This window comes from Ralstonia sp. 110700041-2, assembly GCF_056280165.1.
The window spans coordinates 64,796-91,197 of record NZ_JBSFAI010000014.1 but is presented as its reverse complement, the minus strand read 5'-3'; the positions used below and the strand labels follow the sequence as shown (position 1 = coordinate 91,197).

Here is a 26,402-nt window from a genome sequence, read left to right as displayed (position 1 = left end):
CAGCTAGTGTCACCAGCAGTGCCAAGAAGAAGATTCTGCGCATCTAGGCCTTCCTGCATCAATTGACGGAGAATGGAGCATGTGAAACTGGCCGCGCCCAGTTCACCGCGCGAAGTAAAGGCACGCCCCAAATCCGGGCCTGCATGCCGATAGCGCGAGTTTGAGCGACCGCGTTGCCGTCGTGAGCGAACCACTGGTTGGCAGCTGAAATGAGCAGCGCCGGGGTCGTGCCATGCGCGGTCATCTGCAGACGCTGGGCAATCAGCGGCCACAATAGCAGATCCTCATAGCAGATCGAGATTAACGCCGGGCCGTAGCGAGTCTGCAGGCCGCCCCCGGGTGCCCGCATCGGGTAGTGCTCATCTGCCCACGGTCTCCACATTCCAATTGGCATGGGCATTTGCGCTGTGTAGTGCTGGTCCGTTACCAGGTCGAGCAGAGTGTCACGCCCGTCATGCTGGGTGAGTGGATCGGTCTCATAGACTCCCAGCAGAACCGTCGCCTTCTTCTTCCTTGCCAACTCTGCGATGTCGCTCCAGTAGAAGGCCTGGCCGTCATTCCATTGCGCGTTCGCGCCCTCAGGTAGCACGATCAGGCGGGCGCCTTCGTCGATCGCGCGGCGCACCTGCGCCTTGAGGTCGTCCTGGCGGGCAAAGCGCTGCTGCAGAGCCTCCGGATAGTCGCCGAGATACGTCGTCATCGCCCAAGCAAGATCGGGAGCGGCAGGCAGACGATATGTGGCAGCCTGGAGTGCGCCCCATAGTAGCGCTGCGATGAGCGCAGCCGTCACTGCCTTATTCCCGCTGGTGCGCGCCGTCGAGCTCCAGGACGCGATGGCCAGCAGCGCGGCGATCAGCGCTACGCCAGCCAGCCCCCAACCCGGGAACAGCGCGCCGGCTGCCAGAAGGGGAGAGGCCATACCAAGTATGCCCAGTGGGGGTACTGCGCCCAGACTCAGTCCGCAAAGGATGCCGATCCAAGGCCGGCCTCGCGGTGCGAGGAGGAAGGGGGCGGCCATTATCAGCGCCCAGCCTAGCCAGGCCATCACGCCTGGGGCCACCGAGCCTGCGAAGAAGCCAGTCCACAGAGATGGAATCGCCGAGCCGGCACCGAGATACCAGCCAAAGAACAGCAGTGCCACATCGCGCCGGCGGTGTTTCGGCCGAAATGCCAGCGTCATGGACAGCAGGGCGAAGCCGAACAGCATGCGCTGGGCATCGTTGGGCGCCAGCCAGCTTGTGCTGATGATGGATTCGATGGAAAACCAGCCGGCGAGCGCGCCGAGGGCGGCCCAGCTGCCCGCTGTAGACAGGTTGGACCAGGGAAGTGCGGCGCGCAGGCGCGCGCCTACCGGGGACGATGCTGCCGTGCTCATGCAGCCGCCATTGCCGCGCGCGCGGCCTGTACATGCTCGAGCAATACTACTGCCTTCTTCCCCGTGTTCTGTCCACCCATGGCATCCATCACAGCCATGTTCTTGGCGTCCTTGAGCGCCTCCAGGATCGAGGCCTGGGACAGCCCAGTCAGCACTCCGGCCGCCTGATCCACCCAAGACACCGGATCCCCTTCACCGAGGAAGCCGGCGTGCTCGGACGCCCACCAGGCCACCACATCTCGAACGACGTCGCCGTCGGGCAGCCCAATCTCCACACGCGTCCCGAAGCGCCCACCGCGCACGGCTGCAGCGTCGATCATGTCCGGATTGTTTGTCGCCGCGATCCACACCACGTCCTGCAGCATGCCGCCGGCGCCGTCGATGAGTTGCAGCAGAGCGTTGGTAGCCTCCTTGGTCGCGCTCATCGAGCGATCGGCGAGGATGTCATCCGCTTCGTCGATGAAGACAATGGCCGGGCGCATGTTGCTCGCCTTGTCGCGCAGCTTCTGCACGGCGTCCTCCGACATCAGTTGCTTGCCCGAATACACGAGCAACGGCCACTGGCACGCCTTGGCTAGGGCAGACGCCGCTGCAGTCTTGCCCGTGCCCGGCGGGCCGGAGAACAGAACGCCCTTGGGCAGAGTGCCGCCTAGTTCCTCGAAACGGTCGAGATCGCGCATCTGCGCAGCGAGGTTTTCCAACCGGCGCTTGACTTCAGGCGCATAGAACAGCTGGCCGATCTCCTTCGTGCCCTCCGCGGCGCCGCCCTTGTAGCCTTGCAGTGTCCGCATGGCCTTGAGCAGATCCGAGAAATTGACCTCGCTTGCATTGCCCGCGCGAGCGATCTCGATGGCGCGTTGGGTGGCTTTCTGGATCGTCGGCACATTCAAGCCGCCCCAGCGCCGCACGAGCCGCTCGAGCACCCCATTGTCGATGCCGATGCGTTCCTTCTTAAGCTCGATGTCGATCAGGTGGGCGCGGGCTTGCGCGTCGGGCAGCGGCACCTCCACGGGGAAGTCAAAGCGCGCCGCGCGCACCGCCGCCTCGTCCAGTCGGTCCTTGAAGTTGGTCGCCGCCACCAGCAGCACGCCGGGATGGTGGGTGCGCGTGTCGTCCACGAGCGAGAGGAACGTCGTCACCATCCGGTTGTATTCCTCGTAGCTGCCCGATCCGGAGCGCTGGCTGACCAGGCTGTCCGCTTCGTCGAAGAACAGCACCACGGGCGCCTGCGCCCAGGCGTCCTCAAACACCTTGCGCAGATTCTCGGTGGTGGCGCCAACCCACTTGGACGCCAGATCGCCGTAGCTCACCTTAATGAGCCCCAGGGCGGCCTGCCCAGCCAGGGCGCTGGCCATGAGGCTCTTGCCGCCGCCAGGAGGGCCGAACAGCAGGACGCCATTGCCCGATTTCTCTTGCCAGGCCGACAGCGCACGGCGCATATCGCTCTTGAGGGTCTCCTGACCAACGATGCTGTCGAAGTTCACACTGGGGCGTGCCGCACGGAACTGGAAGTTCTGCGTCGGCAGCTGCGTCTGATCAGCGGCACCGGCAGGGGCGGTCGCGTATTGTTCCTCCCAGACCAGCAGCAGATCTTGATTGGGCATAACGACTGGCTTGGTTGTCAGCGCCATGGCTACCGCAAACAGCGTGTAGATCGCGCCAACAATGAGCATGCCCGCGCAGCCCGGGACGATCCAGCCGGCGAGGGAAGGGAAGGTACGGGCAGCTGCATGCCACGCGATACCTGTTGCAACCATAAGCACTAGACCGGGGCTGATGGGAAGGTTGTTCAGCTTCATGTCGAGCAGCTGCCGCAACAGGTTGAAGAGCGCCGCAACGCTCAGCAGCACCAGCAGTGCGATCAGGCCGAACACCACGCCATGCGTCGCAGCCGGGAACAGGCTGAGCGCGGCCATGATGCTCACCGGCACGATGAGCAATGCCGTAAAGCTGCGGGTGCTGTAGACCTCGGCGCTGGCACTCTTGAGTTGGTTCATGGTCAGTGGCTCGTGGACTTCGAATAACGATCAATTTGTGTTGTGTTGCGAGTATATGTAGCAACACTGCGAGAAGCAAGGTATGATAACTATCAAAATCAAGCAGCCAGGGATGCGCGGCTCGACATCATTAGAATGGCTGCAGATCCAACCCCAGAGCGGTATCCCGGCCGCGCATCGGACGGACCTATGCGAATCGATCTTCCGCACATTGCCTTCTTGCGCAGCGTCATCGATGGCATGGACGTCAACGCTGCGTTCGACCGTTACCTGTCGCTGATTTATGACGGCCGGCGCGTCGATAGTAGCTTCGTGCGCCAGACTCTAATGGAGGTGCATGAGACTTGCGCAGGCGCGGCCTTAGAGGCGGGCAAGCCCGAGCTTGCCAAGCTGTTCGACTTCGACGTGCTCGCACTCACGGGCAATAGCGAAACTGCGCCTGAAAAGGAGCGGATCACCGTCGGCGGCGAAGCCATCGTTCAAGCGCTCGAGCAGATCGAGACGCAGTTTGCGCGCCGTCCTGTGCCAAGCGACCCGATCGATGACTGGTTTGCACCGCGTATCGCGTCGTGTCTGCAGGCCAGTGGGATCGTGTCTTTGCACGCGTTGTGCGTACGGATGATGAGTCCATACTGGCACACGAGCATCAGCGGCATCGGCCGACTCAAGGCCGAGCGCCTTGAGGCCTTCATGCGCGAGTGGTCGTTGACGACTGATGAGCGCGCCGCCTGGCCGGCTGTGCCGATCGACACGGGATCGCAGGCCGCCGACAACGCCGAGTTGTTGGTGCCGGCCACGTTTCTCACTTTGGTGAACGTGCTGGACGATCCGGCCAGTGCAAGTAACGCGCTAGGAGCGCAGACTCATGCCGACGCGGTACGTGCATTTCTGTCGCGCTACAGCGGCCACACCTTGCGCGCCTACCGCCGCGAAGTCGAGAGGCTGCTGATCTGGGCTACGTTCGAGCGCCGCAAGCGCATTGTCGAGTTCGTGCGACAAGACGTCATTGCTTACCGGGACTTCCTGGAGGATCCCCAGCCGCGCGAGCACTGGTGCGCGCCGAGGAACATTCCGAAGAACAGCCCAGCGTGGCGTCCACTGGAGGGACCGCTCTCTGAGGCCAGCCTGCGCCAGTCCACCATCATCATCGGCAAGATGTTCACGTTCTTCGTGCAGACGGGCATCATGCGCCTCAATCCGGCACTTCACCTGCCGCGGCCGGGCCGGCAGAATTTGCGTCAACAGTTCGGGCGCCGCCTGCTTTCGCGAGCCGATCTGGACCTGCTGCGTGAGCACGCAGGCCCAGGCGCGCGCGGTGAGCGTACGGTTTTGCTGCTCGATTTGTTGTACGCCACGGGTCTACGCATCTCAGAGGCCGCAGGTGCGATGTTCAAACATGTCATGCCACTCGGCGAGGGTTACCTGCTTGGTGTCGTCGGCAAAGGCAAGAAGTATCGGGAGGTGCCTGTTCCCGCCGAAATCATCGATAGGGCACGGCGCATGGCGCATGCGCGCGGAGCCCAAGGTGCACGTGCCAATGGCGCGTATCTGCTGGGGTGGGTTGGCCCGAAGGGCCTGACCATTTCTCTCGATCCATATGAGGGCGTGAATGCGTCGGTGCTTGCGCGAGACGTGAAGCAAGCGGCAGAACGCGCCGCCGAGAGCGTGAAGGCTCAAGATCCGGCGCGTGCGGAGCGCCTACTTGGCGCCTCGGCGCATTGGCTGCGGCATTCGCACGCCTCGCATGCGCTGGAGGCGGGTGTCGCTTTGACGGCGGTCCAAGCCAACCTGGGCCACACGTCGCTCGTCACCACTAGCGTCTACGCTACGACCGAGCAAAGTCTGCGCATGCAGCAGATGCAGGAGTTCTGGCAGCAGTCGTCCGGCGATTCCGATCGATAGCTACCCAGGTGGCTGGGATACGGCCTAATCCGTGTCTGCTACGTTGGTCACGATCGATGGCTCGAGCACCCACTCTGCCGCCGGCGCAGCTGCCTTGTCGCTGGACAGGAAGAAGTAGAGCGTGCAGCCCAGGCCTTCGCAATGTTCCAAGGCCTGATGCATGACGTCATGCCGATGTTCGAGCATCAGTTCCGGATTCGCGCGGTCCTTCAGGGACAGTTCGTTCTTCAGCCGGATCGTGAACGTCTTCACCGTGCCAGTGCGCGCTGTCGCGACGATCCTGTATTCGCAGGCATCGCGCTCGACGAGCTCGGGCGGCGTGCGCAACGTATGCAGTGCGCCATCCTCGGCGACCCTGATCTCGAACCAATACGCGAAGGCGGACTGGATCTCCTCTTCACTGAGCTCGATGCCCTGGGCCTTGGCAGATCGAAGAGCGTATTCGGGATCCGGGATGAGCGAGTCGATCGTGCCGTGTTCGTAAGGGCGCACTGCGACGATCCGGGTGCCGCGGCCGACGGACACCATGACGATGATTGCGCGGCCAGCGTGCCAGAGCGCGTAGGCGCGCAGCGGCTCGGCGATGATTGGCGCGAGCTCAATCCCTCCGTGTTTCCGGGCCATGTCGCAGAGATCGGCTATCGAGCAGTCGTACACGGTCGTGGGATCTTCGCCCAGGCCAATTAGCCAGCTGGTGAGGTGCGCCACTACGGGGCACTGCACGATACCTGGGATTTCAAACGCATAGTCCTTGCAGGCGTTCAGGAATGCAGCCGGGCTCAGCCCAGTGATCTGCTCGATGTCGCGCCGGACAGCTTTGGGGACGACGAAAATGGGGGAGGCGGTCCGCTGGGGAGATTCACTCATCTCGACATGCTGCGGACGATCGATTTTATGGGCGAGCAGCCCAGCGATGGCTTGAAACATATTGTTCTCCAGATGGCACCCAGGTGAACGCGGGGGTGCTGTGTCCGCGTGAAATTCATCTTACTTGGCAATACCAACTCGCGCAACACCCTTTTTTGTCTGTGCCAGCTAACAACTACTTCTGAACCCCCGGGATGTCCGGGATTTTCAGGAGACGATCATGGTTTGGCTGATTGCTTTGGTTGGTGCTTCCGCTCTGCTGTTCTGGTGGCGCCTGCTTGTCGTGATGGTGAAGTCCAATGCTGGCCAGGCGTTTCTACGTCGCGCGTGCTTTTTCGTCGGCGCTGCTTGGCGTCAGAAGAGTCTGCGACGCGCGGCCAGCCTGACGCGCCAAGCCGAGTGGAAACACACCTGGCTGGGAGGTCATCGTGGTTGATCTTCCCGAGCTTGTTCAGGAACAGGGTTTTGCCCTGCGCAAGCAAGGGAGGACATGGGGCGGCGCCAGCTGCCCCTCGTGTGGTGAGGGGCAGGAAACCTCGAACCGGCTGTGCGTCTATGTAGGAGACGGTGGGAAATGGCGCTTCAAGTGCCATGCCTGCGGGATCCGAGGGGACGCGGCCGACTTCCTTGCCGTTTCACGCGGCATTTCCTTGCGTGCCGCGCTTAAGGAGGTCCAGTCTCGTACTGGAGTCGTTCAATCTCAACCCTCCAAGGCTCCCCGCCGAGAGGCGGGTCCAGCGCCTATCGACGATGGCGCCAAGGCGCAAGCCATCAACGTCATCGTGGACAAGCTGCTGGATTCGCAGGAAGGCAAGCGCGACGCGCAAGCCTACTTTCGACGCCGGGGCATCTCGAGCAAGGTGTTCCAGGAGGCGTGGGGGCGAGGCATCATCCGCAGTCTGCCATCGCAGTCGCCGATTGCCACTCGTTGGCTTCGTGAACAGATCGGCAGCATCCACCTGATGGCGTCAGGCCTGCTGCGTCAAGGCGCGGCATGCCCGGCGGCAGCTTTCCGCCCGATCGTCGGCATCCTGCCGAAGAAATCGGGCGTCGAGTTCCGCCTGAATCACCAGGCTGATCGCACGGAGGTCAAGGCGTTGCGCTATGGACGTTTGGTCTACCCATGGTGGTGGCGGCCGAACGGCGAGATGAACCGCCTGATCGTCGTCGAGGGGTACATCGACATGCTCAGCCTGGTTGAGCAGGGGCAAGACAAGGACACCGCCATCATGGCGCTCCCTGGCGCCAATTCTTGGCGTCTGCCCTGGTTCGAGACCCTGAAGCAGCGCAATGCGAATCTGGAGGTGCTGGTGGGCCTTGATGCGGATGACGCTGGTGATCGCACCGCCGCGACGATGATCGAAGCCGTCGCCGGCGTCGGTCTGAAAACTCAGCGCTTGCGCCCCGAGAAAGGCAAAGACTGGAACGAAGCCCTTCTGGCTGCATGACCCGAACCCGTCAGCGTTTGCGCTGGCGGGTTTTTTTCTTTTTCCGGCCCGTCAACTACCTGTGAACCCGGCATTCCGCCGGCAGTTACTTGGAGCAGAAAATGACCGATAACACCTCGCTTTCGAGCGATTCCTGGCTGCGCACGTTGGAGCCGGGCTCGCAAGTCTGGTGGAACGACCTCGATAGAGGCGTCTCCGCGGGCTACTTCAACGTCGTCGAGATTTTGGCTTCCGATGGCGTCGAGTCGGGGAACACGGTTCTGCTTTTGCAGAACGATGCGGGCCACGATGCGCTGGCCTATGCGCACGAACTGTCGCAGATGCAACCGGAGAACGCCCGCGATGACTCGACGACGAGCTACTTCCTCAAGCAGCCGCTCAAGCTGTCGTTCACGGTCGAGGTGCGCGATTGCGGTAGTGGCTTCGATGTAGTGATGCCGGACGGTCGCCGTTGCGACGGCCTCGGCTGGGACGAGATGCTTGGCCAAGTCGCGCATTTGACGCACCCGAATCTCGGCGCGCCGCGATACGCCATGCGCACCCCCGAAGAGTGGGCAGCGTACAGGGCAGAGATCGCCAAGCGATAGCAACCAAACCGGGCCACGCGCCTGCTTATTTCGGGAAAGACGATACGGTCGACGACGTGGAAGAGAATTAACGCAATTCAGGACAACCAGAAAGGACTCATCATGCGTAAAGAGAGCAAGATTGTTGAAACGGTCGGCGAACTGCGGGCCTACATCGAAGGCGTGCCGGACGATGTGCCGATTGGCCGACTGACCAACGGCCACTACCAGGTCTATAAGGTAGGAGATGTTGGTGCGTTCCTGGGTCAGTTGCCTGTCGGCAGGCCCGGCGAGGAAGTTCAGCAGGTCATCCTGCACATCAGCGCATGACGCAACTCCGCAAGCCCATCTAACCACGCAACCTGCTATACGCCCGCCACGTCTCCTTCGGGAGGCTGGCGGGTTTTTCATTTGGGGCACGGGCATGTAGGTCGTTGAGCCCGTGTGCCCGGTTTTTTATTGGCCTCCATCCGGCAACCATGCAGGAAACCGGCATTTCGTCGGACCTATGGAGACCATCATGATCAAAGCAATTCAACTGCTGCACTACGCTATGACTGCCTTGCGCGACCTCGAGGCCGGCTACCCGCCGCGAGAGATCGCATCGCCCGAAGGCAACGGGCTGCAATGCCTGGTCGGCGCGATTGCCAACCAGCTGTCCGCACTTGGCGCCCTGGACGCCAACGACCGGCAAGGCCTCGTGGACGTGTTCCCGGGCATCGAGATCCAGCAACCGGGGCTCAGTTCGGACAGTGCGAGCACGCTGCTGGCTGCGCTCGTCGGGGATGGCCTGCGTTTTGGCGACTGTCTGGCCGCGTTTGCAAGCGAGCCGGACGATCCATTCGCGCAGGCCGCTCGTGAAAACTACCAGTCCGGGTCTGACGGCGACATCGATCTCGACGACCGGCCGGTGCTGTCGCCATCGGACGACGGTGCGTACGTGCTCGCATGGGTATGGGTGAGCAAAGAGGATGCGGGCATCTCCCAGGAGGATGACGCGGACGAGAGCCTGAGCCCGATTCCGACTCCCTTTACCGACAAGTCCATCAGCGATGATGACCTGTGCTCGGATTGCAAGCACTGCACCTACAGTCCAGGCGAGAGCTCGTCGTGCGGCAAGGGATGGCCGGGGCTGGTCGACAGTTCGGGCTATGTGCGCAAGTGTGATGCTTTCGAGGCAGCCGAGACGCTGGACGTGTCATGAAATCGGTGAATACGAGAGACCTCGTTGGCGCTGCGCTTGATTGGGCAGTGGCAATGTGCGAAGGTCTGGAGCCCACCATCACAGAGGGTCGGCGTATCTGGATCGGCTCAAAGCGCCCATTCGACCCGTCGGTTAGCTGGGCAGACGCCGGGCCAATCATTGCGCGCGAAGCCATCGGCATTCGCAGGCATGCCGGGTCGCACCTCTGGTTCGCCATGCGCAGTGCCGATATGGGCAATGGTCAAACGGTCGACTGGGCTGAGCACACAGTTAGCGGTGGCAAGCGCTACGGTGGCCACTCCTATCAGGTCCATAAGCGCCAGCAGCGATTTGACGGTCATACCGCTCTCATCGCGGCGATGCGTTGTTGGGTAGGCACCAAGCTGGGGCCGACGGTTGAAGTCCCGGCCGTCCTGATTTGATCTGCAGCACTACACCCATCTCCTCACGAGGAGATGGGTTTTTCTTTGGTGGCAGCTGACAACCATACCTGAACGCCGGCATTCCGCCGGACACTCAGGAGCCAGATCTATGAGCAACACCATCGAAAATCTCTTCGGCATTCCCGGCGCGAGCGCCCCCATCCAGGTGCGTGAGCGCATTGACGGCATCCCGGCGCAGGCCTATCCGGCAGTATCCGCTGGGTATGTGTTCCAGCTGCTTCTTCTCAAGAAGCTGCTGCGCTTTCTGCTGGGCAACCCGGCTCGGCGCAACGCGATGCTCATCGGCGAACCGGGGGTCGGCAAGACTTCGATCGTCAATGAAATTGCCTCGCGCCTGAACATCCCCGTGTTCAGTCTGGCCTGTTCGGGCAAGACGCGGTTCTCTCACATGGTCGGGGGTTACGAGATCGTGGGTGGCAACACACAGTGGCGCGATGGCCCGCTTGTCATGGCCATGCGCCATGGCGGTATCTTTCTGGCCAACGAAATCACTCGCCTGGACTCTGGTGAGCAGATGAACCTGGCCGAAGTTCTGGACAGTCGCGCTTCGATCACCATTCCGGACACGGGAGAGGTGGTGATGGCCGATCCGAATTTCCGCTTCATTGCCACCGGTAACTCCGGCGGCTATGGCGACGATTCGGGCGTGTACCAGGGCGAGCGCATCAGTTCGGTCGCGTTTCTGGACCGCTTTCAGGTGTTCAAGGTCGGACACATGGATGCCACAGATGAGCAGGCCCTGCTGCAGAAGCTTGCGCCCAGTCTTCCGGTTGCGATTGTGGAAGGCATGGTCAAACTGGCCGGCGAGGTTCGCAAGAACTTCGTAGGTCGCGGCGGCACGCTGCGCGTGATCATGTCCACCCGTTCGCTTTGCGTCTGGGCCATGGAGACGGTCGGCTACAGCAAGATCAGCGGGATCGTCGATTCGGCACGTGAAGCGCTTCTGGATACCAGCCTGAACGGTGCGCCGGAAGATGAAGCCAGCGCGGTCCTCGAAATCTGGGATCGCTGGGTCAAGGAAGGGGCGTAAGCCTGCACTGCTTCAAAAGGCCCACTCTGCTGTTCGCAGGGTGGGCTTTTTCTATTGCCGGATAGCAACAACCACTCTCGATTCATGGAGCGGCCGAAGGCCGCAATCATTCCAATCCCTGTGGGCAACCGGAGATCTTGTCATGCACTTTCAAATTCGAATCACTCGCGAAGGCTCAGGCCGCTTTCTAGTCATGTGCGGAGAGCGCCGCGCTGGGACCGTCCTCGGTGGCGGGGCGAACTGGAGCGCTGAGACGGCCGCCGGTAGCGCGCTCGGCCGCTTCTCCAGTAAGGCGCGCGCGATCGAAGCCCTCGTGGCACACGTCGCGCAAGGACGCTAGCATGCCAAAACACAACCGGGCGCCTCCGTGAGGCCCCGGTTTTTCTTCGTCCATATCTGACAATTACTCCCTGAACCCCGGCGCATTGCCGGAACTACAAGGAGTAGTGTCATGACGCAAGAAAGCATTCTCAAGAACGTTGTGGTTTTCGCCCCGGATCTGCGCGCGATCAGCGGTACGGTCTCCAAGGACACGGGCGCTGAGAATGGTCCGGCGTTCACGGGTGGCTCCGTTCGTTACATCGATCCCGAGACGCTGACCGGCCTGGGCACCATCCGCTCCCGTATGGCGCGCATCTGCCGCAGCATGGGCGTGCGTTTCTTGTCGGGCTGGGCGGTGCCGGAGGATGCCGCAGGCACACTTCAGGCGCTGCTGGCACCGACGGTTGAAGATGCTCGCCAAGCCATCTCTGCGTTCCTCGACAAGTTCGAGGAAAGCAAGGAGCAATGGCTCGACGATCACCCGGAGATCGGGCCCTACCAAGGCCGGTTCCCGACAATCGACGACGCGCGCGCTCGTATGGGCGTGTCGGTGGCAATCTACAAGATCGACAACAGCGTGGTAGCCAACGCGAATCCGGCAGAAGACGGCGTGTTGGTCGAGCTCGGCGTACTGCCGCGGCGCGCCCTGGAAGAAATCGCCCAGGACGTCCGCACTTCGTGGGATCCGTCCCGGGGCGTGGCCGGCAAAAAGACGCTGGGGATCGTTCACCGAATCCGGGAGAAACTGCGCACGCTGGAATTCCTGGGCGGAAATCTGGGGCAAGCGGCCAGGCTCATCGAGGCGACTCTTCAACGGTTGCCTGATAGTGGCAAGATCGAAGGCACGGACTACGCGATCCTCGCTGCGCTGATGGGTGCCCTGGAGCGGCCTGACTTCCTGGTCAGCATCTCCAGCAACCTACCCGACCAGATTGACCCGGCCCTGCTGCTCGGGGTACGTCAAGCTCAGGCTCAAGTCGCTACGCTGGACCTGAACTGGCAAGCTGCCTTGCCTGAAGAAGCGCCGATTCAGGCGAACCAACCAGAGTCCACCGCAGTCGCCACGGTTCAAGTTGAGGAACCTGTGGAAGCCTGGTCCTGGTGAGGGACAGATCAGTCCACAACACGAACCCGCCGCGCGATGTATGTCGCCGGCGGGTTTTTTCTTTTCCTCGAGCGGACAACCAATCGTGAACGCTGGCATTTCGCCAGAACCAAACAGGAGCTCAAGATGGTCAATCTTTCGATTCTCGCAAACATGCTTGCACGTCAGGCTGGGATGCAGGTCGTCTGGGACAGCAACGCCCCGACCTTCGCAATCAGGAAGGAACCCAGTGGCACGATGACAGTGATTATTCCGCCGTCGCTGGCGGCTGTGGATCCTGCTGAAGTTGTGCCGATGAGCGCCATGCTCCGAGGCGCGATGGCCCACGAAGCCCTTGGACATGGCCGACACACCGATTTTTCGGTGTGGGGTAGCACTGCGTTTGCACAGTCCTTGGCCAACGTGCTAGAGGACGTGCGTATCGAAGCGCTAGCGCCGAGGGAGCTCCCGGGTGCCCGCAAGATCCTTGCGGAGATGGCGGGCGAAGTGGATGCTCGTGGATTCTGGGATCCGACCGCTGACGTACATAGTTGCATCGGTCTGGGCATCCTGCGTACCCTGCGCACGGAAATCCTCAGGCAGCCCCTCGATCTGGCCAAGAATGCCACGTGCGAGAAGGGCATGCGAGGCGCGCTCGGCGATGCACTGACCGACGAGGTCATGGTGGTTGCACGTCGCGGTGCGACAGGCTCATCGACGAGAGAGGCTGTGGAGGCTGCGGAGGAGATCTGCAGGTTGCTTCAACAGCCCCAGCAGCAACCCCAGAGCCAGCAACCCCAGGCTCAAAGTCAGCAAAGTACGGCGGGGCAGCAGGGCGGCGCCGGAAACGGGCAAAGCCAACCATCGCAGCCAGGCCATTCTGGCAGTACCCAGGCGGACCAGTCGGGCCAGTCTGTGGCGCCTGGGAAAGACGGACAGGGCGCGCAAGGGGCGAACGGGAGTCATCAGGATGCCGGTCAGGGTGCTGGTGGTGACCTCGCATCGAGCGGCGGTGGGCAACCTGACATTGGGAAAACCAATGCACAGGGAGCCACAGGCAATGGCCAGGGACGTGGTGGCAACGAGTTCAAGTTCAATCCCAATGCCACGTTCAACGTCTCGCCGGAAGACGTGATCAAGGAATGGGTCGCCACAAACGACGACTCCACCTACGTCAAGCCAGCTGGTGATTTGCGCAAGACGCGGAACAGTCAGCCAAAGAGCTCACGACCGATCAGCAGCATGGCTCATAAGCTGCGCACGCGCATGCGTGACCTGTTGCAGGCGCAAGCCGAAGACGAGGACGATGCTGCTGGCGAAACTGGCCGGCTGCTATCCGTTTCGATGCTGCCCGCGCGCTTGGGAAAGCGCGACGTGTTCTACGAGGAGGGTGATACCGCACCGGGCCTGGACACGGCGATCGAGATCATGGTCGATGCGTCTGGTTCCATGAGCGGTATTACCACTGTCGTCACGGACTGCCTCATGGCTGTAGGCGATGCCTGCGCGGAGTTCAACGGCCTGGTGGATGTCTCGATGTCATTCTTCAACGACGGACGGACAGTCTTGCTCAAGCATGACGAAACCTGGAAGGCGCACCGCAGTCAGATCGCCGCGTGTTACCGGCCCACTGGCGGGACGATGTGGGCAAGCTCTGCCATGACAGCCCTAGCCAGCGTGGCAAGCTCTCGGCGTAATCGCAAGATCGTGCTGACCATCACCGACGGTGATTTCGGGGCTGCGCAAGACGTCATCGAGACCGCCAAGATGGCCAACATCGAACTGGCCAACGTCGTGATCGGTAGCGACCAGAAGGTTCCAGGGATGGTCGTAGAGAACGTGGTGAACTGGCACCCAGACGCGTTCGTCAATGCGACGTTCAGAGCCATTCAGCGCGCAATGCGCCCGCAGTAAAGGAAAACCCCGGACAGTCGCGTAAGCGGCTTCCGGGGTCTTTTTTTTGATACCAGCAGATCTGGCGCGGATGCGCCGTCAATTAGCCGCTTGCTTTTCCAGTACGCGTGCGCGAGCGTTATTCAAGAGCCGCTCCACGTTCGTGACGATCGCTTCGTAGCGCAGGATCTGCTGCGGCTGCGGCTTGATTTCGCCAGACAGCCAGCGGCTGACGGTCGACTTGTTCACACCAATTTGGTTAGCAAACTCGGTGATGTTGCCAAACGGGATGTCCATTCGCAGGCACCAGTTCTTCACGATCTGCTGCATCGTGCGACCAGCGAACGGTTCGAGCGCCTTCAGGCGATCACGGTCCGCTACCAGTAGCTCTTGCGCGCGATTCAGGATTTCCTCATTGACATGCAATACCTTGCCGTACTCGTACGAGCAGTAGGTTACGTATTGCAAGTTCAGGTTGGAGGCCATTTCCATCATGCTGACGCCAAGCGTCTTGCGGATGTCGCGCAGAATCTTCCCCGCCTCGCTCTTGGGGACGTGACCGTGCCTGCGTTTGGCCGATTGATCCTGGCGCGGGGCTTCTTGCAGAACCTTTTTCGACACCTCTTCGGTGTCATCGGGAATCATCCGAAAAGGTGCGGAATCGTCTTCAACCTGATCGTGAATTTGCTTGGAGATCGACATCGCTTAGGCCAACCGGTTGTAGAGCTGCAGCTGACGTAGCTGTGGGCTCTTATTGGTTAGCAATTGTAGCGCTTTTTCTCTGTCGATGCGAGCCTCAACATCCGCAACAGACGTGGGCGTCGCGCGAAGATGATCTGTTGCGCCATTTAGGTTTTCAGCAGTGTCGTCGCCGCCTTGCGTCGCAGCTTCGCCTGGAAAGCCAAGCGCTGCATCAAGGCCCCACTCAGCATGTCCTTCCGTTTCCGTGGCCAGACCGACGCCGCCGTCGGCTTCCCCAGGGTTGTTGCCGGCCTCGAATTCCATCTTCGAACGCACCCAGCTTTCACCAGATTCGCCGTCGGAGTCCTCGTCTATGCTCTTCTCCGCGAGGGGGAAAAGCTTCCTTGCCGTGGACATGGCAATGAGCTTGGCTGCCGCGATCAGGTAGGGCTCGAGTGGAGCATCCGGTCGTAGCGTATCCAGCTTGGAGAGCAGAAAGATCCAGAGCTCCTGGCACACTTCCTCGAAGATGGAATGTCCGACGCTCTTGCCCAGGGCGCGCGCGCCAACGACCGCGCATCCACGTACGCTTCGATTGAGGATGGCCAAGTATTCGGTATCTGTGCCATCCCGTATTCCTTGAAGGCGGGATGCATCCCAGCGGGTTGCTGCCATTGTTCGCTAGAAGAGGTGGTCGAGCAGCTGCACGATTTCGACGATCGCATCGTGCGCCATGGGCGTAGTAGTCCAGATATGGGCTAATGCGACGTGAAGAGCCGGGCCGGAAAGCAAGGCTTTTTGTACGCCGCCGTGAAAAACAATCTCGTCGCGCCCAATAGAAACAATTCTGGGCTCTTCAACCGCTTGCCCGTTAAATTGCGCAAGTGACATCGGATCAATTTTATCGAACAACACCCGCACCCCCATGTGCTTAAAATTTCACCCGTCTCGTCAAAGGCGCGCCGGCTCTTGATCTTGCGGGTATTCATATTGAACCCGTATGCTCTTGCTGAATGCGAACTATCCACAATCCCCCCTAAGCGGGGTACGCAATTGAACTTAGTACCCCGTCTCAGGATCAGCTTGAATAACTAAGCTTTGCGATCGAAGAAAAATTCCCCGCTACGCCATATGAATCATATGAATTAAGCAACCTCTAACTCTGAATGTAGAGGCACTAAGCAAGCTTGAATCGCAGAAATTTTGTACCAGTCCTCGAATTGAGCACCAGCTTCATGCCCTCTGGAATTGTGCGCGGTTGCTCATATTCGGTCCAAACAAGGTCGGCTGCTACGAGCACCGTTCCATCATCGTGCTTCTCGGGCATGAATTTGCCCTCCATCACGTCCTGCCTGAGCCGGTAGAGGTCTAGGATCGGCCTGGGTGGTAAGGCAAGCTCGGGGTCGTCCGGCTCGTCTGACTCGACGATTGCCGCGCCAAAGCCTGGCGGTAGCACCGAGAAAACGTCAGACTCTTGCGGCGCCGGCACGCTATCCTCAGGGGCCTCACGCTCGGATTCAACTTCCTTCAAGTGCATCCGCGCCTCACCCGCGGTCGCGGGTGGCTCGGGTGTCTCCGATATGTCGCCGTCATCAACCGAGCCGCCTCTTTTGTTGATGGCGCTCGTCGCCCCCCAGAGAGGGCGTACGATTTGCGGCGCTTCCTTGATGCCGCCTGCATTGGTCAAAATGATCTTGGGTATGCACTCGTCGGAAACAACCAGCATGGCCACCTGGTTATCGCCCCCCATGTCGCACAGCCACAGGGCGCGTTTGTGGGATAGGCGAACGCCCTCGTGGTTGTTGTACAGCCAACCCTTAGCTTCCAGCTGAGCGAGAAGCTCCTTGGTGAAGCTGGACATCTGGCCGCGTGGCGCGGACGTGTCGCCGATGTCCGGCTCCATGACGGTGCGCATCTTTTGGTCCAGAACGTACAACCAAGGAGCAGACCAGATTGCCAGCCTCTTTTGCGTACTACGCCCGTTGATCGCGCTATCCCGCGTAAGTGCCTCAGTCAAGAAGTCCAGCGGCGTACGCCCAGTTGGATGTTTCCAGTAGGGTCGGGCAACGTCGGCGTTGACTTCGGTGGCATCCTTGCGCTTGTGTTCCCGGGCTGGCGCTGCCGCACGTGCCCGATCGATAAGGTGCCGTGCTTCTTCTGTGGCGGTTGCGTTTGGATCCTCTTGCAGATCATCGTGCTCGAAGGCCGGCGCGTCATCATCCTCCTGCGGCATCATGTCTTGCACGGAAGCCTGCGACCGCTGCGCCGCATCGCCCTTCGCGGCGCGCTGGGTCACTGATCCCGCTCTCATCTTCTCCTCGTCGCGTCCCCCCTCGCGCCACGAAGCAAGGCAGTCAGCTTCATACAGCAACATCATGAGACTGCGCGGGAGGTCGCCCATCCACCCAGCGATCGGCATGTCCGACATGTGGTGGTAGTAGGAGACCGCCAGTATCAGAGCCTGACGGTCACCGATCGACAGATTCATGAGCGACGGCACGCCGCGCAGCATCTTCGCGCCCATCTCGCCATGATTTGGCGCTACCTCCTCCACACGTTCAGGCCGCTTGGGGTCGACTTGCCGATAGCACTCGACTTTTCCTATATCGTGCGCGACAGCCGCCAGGACAAGCATGGGGTTGAGCACGGGATCGCCCTTGTCGAACACGTGGAATCCTCGGTTGACGTCGGCAACAGGTACGACAACCTTGCCCTTGGTGTCGCGCACGCCTTCGTAGCGCCAAGCCGGGGCAAGCTCAAGCATGCCATCCAGCACGTTCAGCGTGTGCTCCACCAGCGTTGCGCCACCGTGATCTTGTGGCACCGGCGCAGCAGGAAGATCTTGCTTGCTAAGCAAGATGCGCCACACATCTAGCAGGGCGGCAGCATGGAGCGGATTCTTCGCGGCATAAGCATTCCACCAGGGATAGCGCTGCATCAGATTCTGTGCGATTTGCCCGGTGCGGGTATCGGACAATGCCGCGCCGATGTTGTGGGCCATCGCAGGAAGCAGCGCAGCCGGTAGTGGCACTGACTGTGTACTTTTGGTCTGCGGATCGCTCATGATGGTGGCTGTAACGATCGATTGCTCCGCACTCTCAGAGCCTGGTGCGCCCCTAACAGCGCGGCGCAGCAGCCAGAATCCAGTTCCGAGCAGCACGCCGCCGGACCAGATCACACCCAACCTGATTGCGGTAGCGCGCAGCATCTGCAAGTCCGGAAGCGCCGCTACCGTGAGCACGATGAACCAGAATAGGAAAACGATGAGGACGCTTTTGAGCAGTTCGTTACGCATGGCGTTCTCAGGTATCGCCGTGGATAGAACGTGAAAAGCTGAAGCGCCGCAGCTGGGCGGCGGTCATCAGGTCGGGATTGCGCGCGATGAAGTACAAGCAGGCGTGGCCGGAAGCGACAAAGCCATTGGCCATGAGCTCGCGCAAGGCCATGCGATAGCCCTGCTCGTCTAGGCCGAGAATGTCCTGGCTGCGCTTGCGCAGGAACACTCCAGAGATACCAGGCCAACTCCAGATCATGTCTGCTAGGCCTACGCATGCCTCCAACCCGATGATGGTCATGATCTCGGATGTGAACGCGTGTGGCAGGGAAACGGACAGAAGGTCCAGTGGTTCGGGCAATACGATGCCGGCCTTCCACAGCTGATATTGCGTGCGTGCGCGCAGCACAAGCGGGCGGGCACCCATTGCCGTACAGCACAACTCGAATTCCAGACTGTATTTGTCCGGCGAGCCGGGCACGAAGATCCAGCGTAGAGCGTTCTTCCGAGGGCCAGGCTTGGTGTTAACTTTGCAGGCGGTCCGAATGTTCTCCTTGGTGCGCTCGAACACAAACTGAAGGCGCGGGTCACCAAAGTCGCTTGCATTAACTGGTGCCTCAAGCGGCCGGTGATCTGCCGCTTCCTCCTCGAGATCGATGCCGGAAAAGAAGGCATTCTCGAATCCATCGTCGCCCTCGGTATCCTCGGCCGATGATGGCTGCGCGCCTTGGTCGTCACCGTCGCTGGCCAGGAGGGCAAGCAATTCGTAGTATTCCGATTTGCCATCGGCTTTGCTCAACTCAGCCAACGTGGTGCCTCTGCATAAAGGTTCAGGCCGCGAACGAACTTGCGGCGGGAGTGGTTGATCTGCGGCTCACCGATGGAGTCCATAAATGACTTGGAAAACTGCACCATGGGCACCTTCACGTGGTAGACGCTCTTTCCTCCGATAGAGACGATGCACTCGCCTTTTTCCAGCCGCTTAAGGTCGTTGATCGGAATACGCTGCACTTCCTGGTACTTCTCCGAGTAACCGGCGTTGGTGGCTAACGAGACGTTTTGCTTTTGCCCCGTACCTGCGCTCGCGCTGATGCCGCCACCGCGTCCCATCGATACCGAGACAGACGCCACCTGCTCGGTCCCGAAAAAGTTGGTCACATGTTCTGCAGTGTCTTCGGTGCCGATGCGGAAGGACACCTTGACCACGGTGTTTCCGAGCACCATTTCGCGCAATTCCGAACTCACCGCGTCCAAGTTGGCGATGGTCTGGATTGCCGGCATCATGACAAGCCGCGCGGATCGGGATTGCTCAAACATGCGGCTCCATGCTGGCGTCACGTATGAGCCTGCTTCATCGAAGAACCCCAGGTAAGGCGGATCCGGCCGTTGCTCTGGAGGCAAGCTCTGCACCTTGGCGATGGCCGAGCGAAAGTCGCCGATGGCCAGTTTGCCGAAGTTTGTCGCCGCCTCGTTCTTGCCCATCGTGGGTAGCGGCAGATAGACGATCTGATTTCTCCGTACGGCTTCGTACAGGTCAACCTCAGGGTCGTATGTGTTGGTGATTTGGCCGAAGTTGCCTGACCCGAACATGTGCATCCGTCCGCCCAGGCCGCCAAAGAGGTCGTTGATCTTCTTGATGTCGATCACCCGCTGCCCCTGCCGATCGACAGTCTTCAAGCTGTCGATGAATAGCGCGAGCTCACGGCCTGCATCAGTCGAAATTGGCAACAGCGTGGACAGGTATTGGAGCGCACGCTCGTTTTGCAGAAGGATGGCGATGTCGCTGAACGAATAGGCCATCTTCGCAGACTGAATTGCGCCGACCAGCGTGGTCATACCCTGGTTGGATTTTTGCTTGTAATAGTCTGCACCTGCATTGCTCTCGGTCGAGGGGATGAGCGAAAGCACACGCGAAGCAACCTCGTCTGGATCGCCTTTGAGGATCGAGTTGTAGGTGTTGGAGAAACTTGGGTCGCCGGGATTGATGATGCGCAGATCATCGCGCCGACCAGCATATGCGCACATCGCGTCGAGCTTGCGGACGTTGGACGCATCCACCTTGCCGTCAATCCAGAGGAGGCCGCCGCCGCGCATGATCTGCTGGAACATGACCCATTCACCGAGCACGGTCTTGCCCATGCCCGACTGGCCAACGATGAACACGTGGCGCATCCAGTCATCCCAGGACACGATGATCGGCTCGTTGCCATCCACTGTGTAACCGAGCAATACGCCATCCCAGGCGCCAGTCAGGATGTCGCGGGACAGGCGCTCGACGGCGTGTTCCGTATCCGAATTGATGAAGACCGAAGATCGGTGCGCCCGGCGGTCAAACAGCGAGTCGAAGCGCCCGCTCAACGACATGATCCCGGCGGCAGACATGGCCGTGCTGGCAAACAGGGCGCCAGGCAGATCGTTAAGGGACGGCGTCGCTAGAAGCCCGCTGCCGATAGCGGCGAGCAGCGCCGTTGTGTCCTGGAATCCGCCAAGCCGCAAGTCCAGGAAGTTTCGAAACCCGAGTCGGGACATTCGCCAGCACCCAGTAAATTGAACGGTGAATCGATTCCGCGCCGACGGTGATTCGACGGCGCGGGCGACCGCGGCCTACAGGCTGTCGAGCTCCACCCACTCGCTTTCCGTCGTGGAGGGCTTTTGTTTGCCACGCTCCTCTTGCTGCGCTTGGTGCAACGCCGCACGCCTGGCTTTCGCTTGTTCAGCGCGCTCCAACAAGCGCTGGCGGATCTGCGCCACCCACGAGGGGATGGACAGCATGTCCTGACCGTACTTCGCGATTGCCACGCCAGTCACGGTCTCGATGTATGTATGGGATGACGCGATCATCGTCGGATCGTCATCGCGCGGGTACACCTTGCGCCGCAGAATGCCCTCAACCATGATCGGCGTTCCCTCCTTGATCCGGTTGAGCACGGCTTGGGCCTTACGACCCACGATCCGAATCGGGATGTTCACTTCCGAGTTGGCTTGCTGGCGAAGTAGGACCAGGCCATAGCCCTGTCGGTGTTCGGTAGGTGGAACATAGGCGCATGCATCGACGAAGCCGGCCACCGCCATGTAGTTCTGCCCAGCGCCAAGGCGCGAGTCGACAACGCCACCGGAGGCTTCGATCACGTCATCGAAATAGCGGTAGGCATCAACGTAGGAGCGGGTAGTTTCGTTGAGCGGGCTTTCGTCTGCGCCGGGCTTGGCGTCACGCCGCATGTACGGTGCGTATTCCGGCTTGATGTTGCCGCTCTCGTCGAACGGGTTGAAGTCCTTCTTCGCCATGCCGCGCAGGAGCTTGAGCTTGTCGGGCGAGGTGCCAAAGCCAGAAAGCCAAACGCGCTGCGCTGGCAAGTCCATCACGTTCGGGTGTTCGATGCCGATGCAGTGCGCCACAGCCTGCGGGCCGTGCTCGTCGCGCTCGCCGCGGATATGCACTTGCACGGTCAATGGACGGCGGGCCAGTCGCGCTGTGTCGTAACGCGCTGGATCGACCACCACGCGTAGTGCGTGCTCGAGGTTATTGTTTTGCTGAACGATGAAGGTTCGTTCATTCAGAGGGTGAGCAAAGCCGGCGACCCAGCCAATATTCAGCATGTCGTTGACGTACTTGAGGCCGCCGCGCAGAAGCTGTTTGGGGCGCTCGACCGGTTCCCTCTGACGTTCCGGCGCGGCCCCGAGGCGCGTCGGCCCCGCTACGGCTTCCCCGCCAGTTGTCTCGACATCATGTGGCTGCACGGGTGTTGCCTGATCGTTGGTAGCGTCCAATGTTCCTCTCCTGTGTCCTTGCTCATCAATCGGCGATGTAACCGAGCGCATTCCACAACTCGGTTGGCGTCATCATTACGCATTTTGCGTGAAGTTGCGCGTAATTATAAGCCTCCGCTGCGGGAGGGCAACTCGTAAATAATTGTTAAGGGGTAGGGTTTACAAATACCAACATCGCAGCAACCATATACAATTGATAGTTGTTAACAACACGACCGCTTGTCCAGGGCGGCTACTCAATGGGGAATAAGCCATGCAACCTGTTAGGGGAAAGAAATTGACGACTGGCTCGGTGTCGTTGCGGCAGGCGAAGAAATCGCAGATCCCGGCTGTTTCGAGTGCGCATACGGTGACGAAAGGGCGGGGCGCTCGTGCCAGTCAGGGCGAGGAGTTCAGTGAGGAGCCGGCGAACCTGCTGGCTCAGCGCATCAACGTTCGGCGTCTTGAGAGCGGCCAAAGCCTGGCCGATTTGACGATCGAACTGGGTGTGAGCTACTCGTATCTTGTCTCGGTGCTCTCCAATGCGGAGCGGGCACGCTCGATTTCGCGTGAGTTCGTTGTTCGTATTGCGAACTACCTGAACGTCTCGGTTGCGCAGGTTTACATTTGGGCCGGCATTCTGACCGCACAGGATTTCTTCGAACCCGACGAGCTCAAGGCCGCTATGGATCGTGCGTTCCACGCGATGCAGGAAGACAAAGCGAACTTGCTGTGCCCCAGCTACGCAGAGTGGAACAAGTTGTCCATCAAAGACCGCCAGTTCATCGTGCGCCTCTACGAGCGGGCTTCGAAGACGCACTTCTTGCCGGCTTTGCGGATGCCGAAGATCGGGAAGTAGGTTTTTGTGCCTCTGCAGTAATGCGCCGGCCATCGCGAGCGCTGGAACGGATCATTCCTAGCCAGCGCTCGACCACGGCATCGATGCCTTTCATGAAAAGCGCCGGGGCGTACTTGCCTTTGGCGATCATTCCTAGCGCATCCTCCCACGCCGCAGTCACCCCAGGGTCAGTCATTTCCTGGGGAATCGAGTCGATGACCTGGCAACCCAGTTCGGTGGGCCGAATCGCCTTCTTGTCCACTCGGATGAAGCTGCGGCGCTTGAGTGTTTCGATCGTTTCGGCCTGAGTCGCGGCAGTGCCAATCCCGGAGGTTTCCTTCAAGACTGCCTTCAGCTTGGGATCCTGTACGTATTTGGCCACGCTACGCATGTCCGAAATCAGGCTAGCCTCCGTGTATGGCTTGGGCGGAGTGGTTTTTGCCTGAACTTGCTCGCATGCGATCGCCATCGCAGCGTCGCCGTCGTCAATTCCCGGTGGCAGTGTTCGCACTTGCTTTTCAGCATCCCCGTCCTCGCGCGTGCCTGAGCGGGACAGCGCCTCCCATGACGCACCCGCATTCAGGAGGCGCTCATAGTTCGCTGAGAATTCCACCGATTTGATGGTGCGCCCACCGACATCGACCACCGCAGAGACGCGCGACTCCTCAACCTTCGAGTCGGGTAAAAGACTGCGGAGGAATTGCAGACATACCAACTGCCACGCCTTGCGGACCACATCGGACGTCGTCGAGCCGGGCACCATCCCGGTTGGAATGACGCCATGGTGTTCCTCGACCTTCTTGCTGTCGTAGATGCGCGACGATGGGCGCATCAGGTCAATCAGTGCAGGCGCGGGCGCCGGGTTGATGGCGGAGGCCACCACCTTTGCGATGCGCAGCGCGTCGCCGGCCTGCTCGCTGGGTAGGTAGCGGCAGTCCGTTCTGGGGTACGAGGTCAGCTTTGCCTCGTACGAGGCCTGAAGGTTGGCCAGGCTTTGCGCGGCCGTCCAACCGAACGCGGCCTCCGCGTCCTTTTGGAACGAGGAGAGGTCATAGGGCAGCGGAGCCCGACGCACAGCCGCCGCGGTCTCCACCGCCAGGCTCGTGCGCTTGGACTTCACCGCTGTGGCAAGCGCCTGCGCGATCTTCTCGTCCAGCACCCGCGGCTGCGGCTCGGCCATCAGATCAATCGTCGCACCGGCATCCGTTCTGAAAGTCGCGCGCAGCTTGTAGAAGGTCTCCGAGCGAAAGGCATCGATTTCTCGCTGGCGCCGGACAATCATGGCCAGCGTGGGCGTCTGGACACGACCGATGCTCACAAGTGCGCCGTCGGAGAGCAGCTTGGTGACGGCTCGCGACATATTCATGCCGATCAGCCAATCGGCCCCCTGCCGGCAGGCGGCGGCGTCGCGTACGGGGTGATACTTGGCGTTGTCCTCGATCTTTGCCAGCGCCTTCTTGACGGAGGCTGGATCGGTGGCATTCAGCATCAAGCGTTGTGTTGGCCCGCGCCAACCGAGGTGCTCGAGGACTTCGTCGACGAGCAGCTGGCCCTCGCGGTCAGGATCGCCGGCGTTGATCACGACGGTTGCTGACTTTAGAAGGGCCGCGATCTTCTTGATCTGCTCCTTGGCGCCGTCCTTAGGGACGAGTTTCCAATTGACGACCTTGATTGGAAGGGTGGCCGGATCCCATTTTTCCCACTTCGGGTCGTAGGCATGCGGCTGCGCGAGTTCAAGCAGGTGGCCGAAGCAGTTCGTAACAGCGTATCCAGTCGCCGGCAGGCAATCCTGAATGGCCCGGGCCACCGAAGGCTTCTCTGCGATTATCAGCTTCACAGCGGCCACTCTCCGGTGTCTTCATCACACATCTGGAATTCCTGCGCATCGATACCGTCGCCCGCCGTCACAATCTCACGGTAGCGGCGATCCAGCATCCGAAAGTCGCAGCGAATGCTCTCCTGAAGCGCCAGTGGGTTGTAGCCGGAATCGACACAAACTTGCTGGAAGGAACCCTGTTCCTGATCGCCACTGAAGATCCAGTCGTAAGCCGCCACGAAGTCCTCGTCATGACCAAAAGAAAGCAGGTCACATGCGGCAGAGATAGGATCGAATACGAAGATGGGATGCTTTGGCATGTTCTTCAGAATTGGTTGGCCAACCGGCGGGCCGCTTCGCTGAGGGCTGGCGTCGGCTGCGCTCTGTCGGGCGCAGGCGCAGGCGTCTCGATGCCAAGGGTTGATGTGTGATCGCTTTTCGGTGTGGACGGGTTGGCCACCGGCGCCGCAGGCTCTACCTTGGGCCCAACCTGTGTGCAACCTGTCACGCCTCCCGAACGCGTGAGCTCAAGCAATTGGCGTGCGCTATCCAGGTGGAATTCGAGGCGAGCCAATGGATCTCCTTGGCCTGGCCCGATCTCTTTGACGATCTGGGTCAGCTTGTCACGCAGCAATACGGCAACCGTGCCGGCCGGCAGGCTCTTGATGAACTGGGTCAACTCGGGGTGCTTGTCCGAGTGAATATTCAACGTGATGCGCTGGACCTTTCCCATATCACGCCACCTGCGGTTCCCGCATGCGCAGCTTGTACTCACCCTGCCTGCGCATGCCTTCGGCAACAGAGAAGCGCGGATTCGCCGGCTTGACGACACGTTGCCAGCGCGACTGGATCGCCTCGACGACATAGTCGCTGCCCCCACCTGTGACGATGATTCCGTCGAGGCCACGCGCGTCGGCAGCAAACAGGGTGTCGGCTGTGTCCAGGATTTCCGAGATCATCGGGCCAAGCGCATCGTCGACTTCGCGATCGACGCCGACCATTTCGCCGAAGTTGCGCATCTTGCGTGTGCGCAGAATTTCCTCGCACTCCATGAGCGTGGAGGAGACGCCCGAAACGCTGAGCGCCTTGCGCAGTCGATCGGTGGCTCGGCTCACTCCGCTGCACGACGCGGTCTTGTCTTCGATCCACAAGCCATTGCGGAGCAAAGTGAAATCGGTGGTGTAGTAGCCGACCTCGATGACTGCCCAGGACTCGCTCTCCAGGGCGTGAGCCGAGCGGAGAACGCCGCGCTCGTCGATCATGTGCAAGCTGAACGGGCCGAACGGCTGGGACATCACCATCACTTCAGTGCCCAGAAGGCGGCTCGCGCGTTCGCGCAGTGCGTCGCGCTGGCGAGCGTAAAGGCCAGCCGGCAGGCCCAGAACGATCAACGCTTCCTCGTCCGCGCCAGATTCAATGGCCAGGCGCTGGCCGGCCAGAAGCAGTGCGTCGTGCTGAGATGTCTGCACCCAGTCCTCGAAAAGACCGGGTGTGGTGCGCATGCCACCCTGGGCAATGGCAGTTTCGCCTACGAAGTAGGAGCGACCGCCGACCTGGACGGTTTCGCGCGCTGCGCGCTTGGCTGCGCCATCGTCGTAGATGGTGAAGGCCGGTACGACGGCCGTGGGAATCAGCGCCGTTTCGGGGAGAGCGCCGCGCGAGTACGCCAGTTTCACAGCAGAGTGGCCAACATCCAGACCGATTGCCTTCACGTTTTCCTCACATAGAAAGATTCTGTAAAACATACTATTCCGCGCAACATATCGAAGTCAAGTAGTCGGCCGCTGGTCGCTGCTGATTGGCTGCTCGATGATGCTCTGTAGCTGCGCGCTGCCGCTGCTCATCCGCTGATCGCTGCCGGATAGCTGATATGGGCTGCTGTTTAGCTGCTCACTGCTGCCGGATAGCTGATGTTG

25 protein-coding genes are annotated in these 26,402 nt (G+C 60.7%); 11 read left to right on the top strand and 14 right to left on the bottom strand.

The window, feature by feature from the left end; translation table 11 throughout:
• Window positions 1–58: 58 nt before the first annotated feature.
• Window positions 59–1,375 carry a carbon-nitrogen hydrolase family protein gene (locus ACUXH0_RS19940; protein WP_024542416.1) on the bottom strand — a complete coding sequence of 439 codons (1,317 nt, stop codon included), beginning with the start codon at window positions 1,373–1,375 and terminating at the stop codon, window positions 59–61.
• On the bottom strand, window positions 1,372–3,372 hold the full coding sequence (locus tag ACUXH0_RS19935) for an ATP-binding protein (protein WP_024542415.1): 2,001 nt from the start codon (window positions 3,370–3,372) through the stop codon (window positions 1,372–1,374). The genes ACUXH0_RS19940 and ACUXH0_RS19935 overlap by 4 nt, the downstream gene beginning before the upstream one ends.
• 189 nt (window positions 3,373–3,561) lie before the next feature.
• On the opposite strand from ACUXH0_RS19935, the gene ACUXH0_RS19930 reads away from it, so the two are divergent.
• Entirely contained in the window at window positions 3,562–5,274 is a 1,713-nt protein-coding gene (locus tag ACUXH0_RS19930; RefSeq protein WP_182594750.1) for a tyrosine-type recombinase/integrase, read from the top strand.
• Between the two features lie 24 nt (window positions 5,275–5,298).
• Here the strand turns inward: ACUXH0_RS19930 and ACUXH0_RS19925 are convergent, their stop codons facing one another.
• A complete protein-coding gene (locus ACUXH0_RS19925) occupies window positions 5,299–6,201 on the bottom strand; it encodes a hypothetical protein (protein ID WP_182570828.1) in 903 nt (300 codons plus the stop codon).
• A 160-nt stretch (window positions 6,202–6,361) separates the two neighbouring features.
• On the opposite strand from ACUXH0_RS19925, the gene ACUXH0_RS19920 reads away from it, so the two are divergent.
• The 9 genes from ACUXH0_RS19920 to ACUXH0_RS19880 all read left to right on the top strand — a co-directional run bounded on the left by ACUXH0_RS19920 (window position 6,362) and on the right by ACUXH0_RS19880 (window position 14,151).
• Complete coding sequence (locus ACUXH0_RS19920) at window positions 6,362–6,577, top strand: hypothetical protein (protein ID WP_024542412.1); 216 nt, start codon at window positions 6,362–6,364, stop codon at window positions 6,575–6,577.
• The gene (locus tag ACUXH0_RS19915) at window positions 6,570–7,589 is read left to right on the top strand and encodes a toprim domain-containing protein (protein WP_182570829.1); all 1,020 of its coding nucleotides are present in this window, start codon (window positions 6,570–6,572) and stop codon (window positions 7,587–7,589) included. Before ACUXH0_RS19920 ends, ACUXH0_RS19915 begins: the two co-directional genes overlap by 8 nt.
• A gap of 101 nt (window positions 7,590–7,690) precedes the next feature.
• The gene (locus ACUXH0_RS19910; protein ID WP_182570830.1) at window positions 7,691–8,176 is read left to right on the top strand and encodes a hypothetical protein; all 486 of its coding nucleotides are present in this window, start codon (window positions 7,691–7,693) and stop codon (window positions 8,174–8,176) included.
• A gap of 102 nt (window positions 8,177–8,278) precedes the next feature.
• Complete coding sequence (locus ACUXH0_RS19905; protein ID WP_024542407.1) at window positions 8,279–8,485, top strand: hypothetical protein; 207 nt, start codon at window positions 8,279–8,281, stop codon at window positions 8,483–8,485.
• 190 nt (window positions 8,486–8,675) lie between these two features.
• The gene (locus ACUXH0_RS19900) at window positions 8,676–9,359 is read left to right on the top strand and encodes a hypothetical protein (RefSeq protein ID WP_157774036.1); all 684 of its coding nucleotides are present in this window, start codon (window positions 8,676–8,678) and stop codon (window positions 9,357–9,359) included.
• Window positions 9,356–9,781, top strand: coding sequence for a phage protein NinX family protein (locus tag ACUXH0_RS19895; protein WP_024542405.1), 426 nt, complete (start codon window positions 9,356–9,358; stop codon window positions 9,779–9,781). The genes ACUXH0_RS19900 and ACUXH0_RS19895 overlap by 4 nt, the downstream gene beginning before the upstream one ends.
• 109 nt (window positions 9,782–9,890) lie before the next feature.
• Window positions 9,891–10,832, top strand: a complete 942-nt coding sequence (locus tag ACUXH0_RS19890) for an ATP-binding protein (protein ID WP_024542404.1) — start codon at window positions 9,891–9,893, stop codon at window positions 10,830–10,832.
• 451 nt (window positions 10,833–11,283) lie between these two features.
• Window positions 11,284–12,258: a DUF3150 domain-containing protein gene (locus ACUXH0_RS19885; RefSeq protein ID WP_024542402.1), complete on the top strand. Its 975-nt coding sequence runs from the start codon at window positions 11,284–11,286 to the stop codon at window positions 12,256–12,258.
• 36 nt (window positions 12,259–12,294) lie between these two features.
• Complete coding sequence (locus ACUXH0_RS19880) at window positions 12,295–14,151, top strand: vWA domain-containing protein (RefSeq protein ID WP_024542401.1); 1,857 nt, start codon at window positions 12,295–12,297, stop codon at window positions 14,149–14,151.
• A 78-nt stretch (window positions 14,152–14,229) separates the two neighbouring features.
• Here ACUXH0_RS19880 and ACUXH0_RS19875 read toward each other — a convergent pair whose 3' ends face one another.
• From ACUXH0_RS19875 to ACUXH0_RS19845, 7 genes are all read right to left on the bottom strand, one after another.
• Window positions 14,230–14,832, bottom strand: coding sequence for a helix-turn-helix domain-containing protein (locus ACUXH0_RS19875; RefSeq protein WP_024542400.1), 603 nt, complete (start codon window positions 14,830–14,832; stop codon window positions 14,230–14,232).
• Window positions 14,833–14,835: 3 nt separating this feature from the next.
• Window positions 14,836–15,420 carry a hypothetical protein gene (locus ACUXH0_RS19870; RefSeq protein WP_037042388.1) on the bottom strand — a complete coding sequence of 195 codons (585 nt, stop codon included), beginning with the start codon at window positions 15,418–15,420 and terminating at the stop codon, window positions 14,836–14,838.
• 72 nt (window positions 15,421–15,492) lie between these two features.
• The gene (locus ACUXH0_RS19865; RefSeq protein WP_157774037.1) at window positions 15,493–15,732 is read right to left on the bottom strand and encodes a hypothetical protein; all 240 of its coding nucleotides are present in this window, start codon (window positions 15,730–15,732) and stop codon (window positions 15,493–15,495) included.
• 256 nt (window positions 15,733–15,988) lie between these two features.
• Window positions 15,989–18,106, bottom strand: coding sequence for an HD domain-containing protein (locus ACUXH0_RS19860; RefSeq protein ID WP_045220598.1), 2,118 nt, complete (start codon window positions 18,104–18,106; stop codon window positions 15,989–15,991).
• Between the two features lie 7 nt (window positions 18,107–18,113).
• On the bottom strand, window positions 18,114–18,884 hold the full coding sequence (locus ACUXH0_RS19855) for a hypothetical protein (RefSeq protein ID WP_182597235.1): 771 nt from the start codon (window positions 18,882–18,884) through the stop codon (window positions 18,114–18,116).
• Window positions 18,881–20,614: a type IV secretory system conjugative DNA transfer family protein gene (locus tag ACUXH0_RS19850; protein ID WP_045220600.1), complete on the bottom strand. Its 1,734-nt coding sequence runs from the start codon at window positions 20,612–20,614 to the stop codon at window positions 18,881–18,883. Before ACUXH0_RS19850 ends, ACUXH0_RS19855 begins: the two co-directional genes overlap by 4 nt.
• 75 nt (window positions 20,615–20,689) lie before the next feature.
• Window positions 20,690–21,904, bottom strand: coding sequence for a hypothetical protein (locus tag ACUXH0_RS19845; RefSeq protein ID WP_182593468.1), 1,215 nt, complete (start codon window positions 21,902–21,904; stop codon window positions 20,690–20,692).
• 226 nt (window positions 21,905–22,130) lie between these two features.
• Between ACUXH0_RS19845 and ACUXH0_RS19840 the strand changes: the two genes are divergently transcribed.
• Entirely contained in the window at window positions 22,131–22,691 is a 561-nt protein-coding gene (locus ACUXH0_RS19840) for a helix-turn-helix domain-containing protein (protein ID WP_024542395.1), read from the top strand.
• Here ACUXH0_RS19840 and ACUXH0_RS19835 read toward each other — a convergent pair.
• Genes ACUXH0_RS19835 through ACUXH0_RS19820 form a run of 4 tightly spaced genes read right to left on the bottom strand, consistent with a single transcriptional unit; the run spans window position 22,615 to window position 26,198 of the window.
• The gene (locus ACUXH0_RS19835) at window positions 22,615–24,507 is read right to left on the bottom strand and encodes a DNA topoisomerase (protein WP_024542394.1); all 1,893 of its coding nucleotides are present in this window, start codon (window positions 24,505–24,507) and stop codon (window positions 22,615–22,617) included. The genes ACUXH0_RS19840 and ACUXH0_RS19835 overlap by 77 nt on opposite strands.
• Complete coding sequence (locus tag ACUXH0_RS19830; protein WP_024542393.1) at window positions 24,504–24,806, bottom strand: hypothetical protein; 303 nt, start codon at window positions 24,804–24,806, stop codon at window positions 24,504–24,506. Before ACUXH0_RS19830 ends, ACUXH0_RS19835 begins: the two co-directional genes overlap by 4 nt.
• A 5-nt stretch (window positions 24,807–24,811) precedes the next feature.
• Window positions 24,812–25,165 (bottom strand): hypothetical protein, encoded by a 354-nt coding sequence (locus ACUXH0_RS19825; protein WP_182594751.1) that lies wholly within the window; start codon window positions 25,163–25,165, stop codon window positions 24,812–24,814.
• A 55-nt stretch (window positions 25,166–25,220) separates the two neighbouring features.
• On the bottom strand, window positions 25,221–26,198 hold the full coding sequence (locus ACUXH0_RS19820) for a ParM/StbA family protein (RefSeq protein ID WP_024542391.1): 978 nt from the start codon (window positions 26,196–26,198) through the stop codon (window positions 25,221–25,223).
• Window positions 26,199–26,402 lie beyond the last annotated feature (204 nt).

Excerpts from the sequence above, each read along its gene's own strand:
- ACUXH0_RS19940 (WP_024542416.1), bottom strand. The coding sequence starts at position 1,375 with ATGAGCACGGCAGCATCGTCCCCGGTAGGCGCGCGCCTGCGCGCCGCA.
- ACUXH0_RS19885 (WP_024542402.1), top strand. The coding sequence starts at position 11,284 with ATGACGCAAGAAAGCATTCTCAAGAACGTTGTGGTTTTCGCCCCGGAT.
- ACUXH0_RS19845 (WP_182593468.1), bottom strand. The coding sequence starts at position 21,904 with ATGCGCTCGGTTACATCGCCGATTGATGAGCAAGGACACAGGAGAGGA.
- ACUXH0_RS19920 (WP_024542412.1), top strand. The coding sequence starts at position 6,362 with ATGGTTTGGCTGATTGCTTTGGTTGGTGCTTCCGCTCTGCTGTTCTGG.
- ACUXH0_RS19910 (WP_182570830.1), top strand. The coding sequence starts at position 7,691 with ATGACCGATAACACCTCGCTTTCGAGCGATTCCTGGCTGCGCACGTTG.
- ACUXH0_RS19930 (WP_182594750.1), top strand. The coding sequence starts at position 3,562 with ATGCGAATCGATCTTCCGCACATTGCCTTCTTGCGCAGCGTCATCGAT.
- ACUXH0_RS19900 (WP_157774036.1), top strand. The coding sequence starts at position 8,676 with ATGATCAAAGCAATTCAACTGCTGCACTACGCTATGACTGCCTTGCGC.
- ACUXH0_RS19935 (WP_024542415.1), bottom strand. The coding sequence starts at position 3,372 with ATGAACCAACTCAAGAGTGCCAGCGCCGAGGTCTACAGCACCCGCAGC.
- ACUXH0_RS19925 (WP_182570828.1), bottom strand. The coding sequence starts at position 6,201 with ATGTTTCAAGCCATCGCTGGGCTGCTCGCCCATAAAATCGATCGTCCG.
- ACUXH0_RS19830 (WP_024542393.1), bottom strand. The coding sequence starts at position 24,806 with ATGCCAAAGCATCCCATCTTCGTATTCGATCCTATCTCTGCCGCATGT.
- ACUXH0_RS19880 (WP_024542401.1), top strand. The coding sequence starts at position 12,295 with ATGTATGTCGCCGGCGGGTTTTTTCTTTTCCTCGAGCGGACAACCAAT.
- ACUXH0_RS19890 (WP_024542404.1), top strand. The coding sequence starts at position 9,891 with ATGAGCAACACCATCGAAAATCTCTTCGGCATTCCCGGCGCGAGCGCC.
- ACUXH0_RS19875 (WP_024542400.1), bottom strand. The coding sequence starts at position 14,832 with ATGTCGATCTCCAAGCAAATTCACGATCAGGTTGAAGACGATTCCGCA.
- ACUXH0_RS19905 (WP_024542407.1), top strand. The coding sequence starts at position 8,279 with ATGCGTAAAGAGAGCAAGATTGTTGAAACGGTCGGCGAACTGCGGGCC.
- ACUXH0_RS19895 (WP_024542405.1), top strand. The coding sequence starts at position 9,356 with ATGAAATCGGTGAATACGAGAGACCTCGTTGGCGCTGCGCTTGATTGG.
- ACUXH0_RS19860 (WP_045220598.1), bottom strand. The coding sequence starts at position 18,106 with ATGCGTAACGAACTGCTCAAAAGCGTCCTCATCGTTTTCCTATTCTGG.
- ACUXH0_RS19850 (WP_045220600.1), bottom strand. The coding sequence starts at position 20,614 with ATGTCCCGACTCGGGTTTCGAAACTTCCTGGACTTGCGGCTTGGCGGA.